Annotated in this window: 1 pseudogene; it reads left to right on the forward strand. The window is 29.7% G+C overall.

The window, feature by feature from the left end:
• A pseudogene (locus ORL93_RS31175) lies at positions 1–249 on the forward strand (DUF2953 domain-containing protein); the annotation flags it as partial.

Consider the following 249-nt stretch of genomic DNA (forward strand, 5'->3'; position numbering starts at 1 on the left):
TCAGAAATGGAAAAACAGTGTTTACTACAAGTGAAAATATGGAACATTAAATATACGTTTGATGTGTTAGAAAGAATGGAAAAACAGAAAAAAAAGACTGGACAAAAAATTGAAAAGGCAGAAGAAGAAGGCGGTATTGAAAATAAAGTAATGGCACAGCTCGATAGCATTGGAGAGATAGTAAAAAAGTTGCAAGAGATTCATTCTGTAATTAAAAAAAATCTGAAAAAAGTTAAAATCAATCAATGG

Origin of the sequence: Bacillus sp. DHT2, assembly GCF_026241455.1 — a bacterium.
Taxonomy (GTDB): domain Bacteria; phylum Bacillota; class Bacilli; order Bacillales; family Bacillaceae_G; genus Bacillus_A; species Bacillus_A pseudomycoides.